The sequence below is a fragment of the Pseudomonas sp. SIMBA_068 genome, assembly GCF_046534705.1.
Classification (GTDB): domain Bacteria; phylum Pseudomonadota; class Gammaproteobacteria; order Pseudomonadales; family Pseudomonadaceae; genus Aquipseudomonas; species Aquipseudomonas putida.
The window spans coordinates 1-276 of sequence record NZ_JAWRYI010000408.1; the positions used below are offsets into that span (position 1 = coordinate 1).

Annotated in this window: 1 protein-coding gene; it reads left to right on the forward strand. The window is 62.3% G+C overall.

The features are described from left to right. On the forward strand, window positions 1-276 hold a 276-nt coding region (locus SB756_RS29740), incomplete at both ends, for a copper resistance protein B (protein ID WP_410913163.1).

Sequence of the window (276 nt, forward strand, 5' to 3'; positions counted from 1 at the left end):
GAGTGCGCCAGGATTTCAAACCGCAATCACCGCAAACCTGGGCGGCGTTCGGCATCCAGGGCATGGCGCTTTACGGCTTCGAGGCCGAAGCCACCGCGTTCCTGGGTGAGAACGGTCAAACCGCCGCGCGCCTGGAAGGCGACTACGACATTCTGCTGACCAATCGCCTGATCCTTCAGCCCACCGCCGAAGCCAATTTCTATGGCAAGAACGACCCTGAGCGAGGCGTGGGTTCTGGCCTGGCGAATACCGAGGTCGGGCTGCGGCTACGGTATG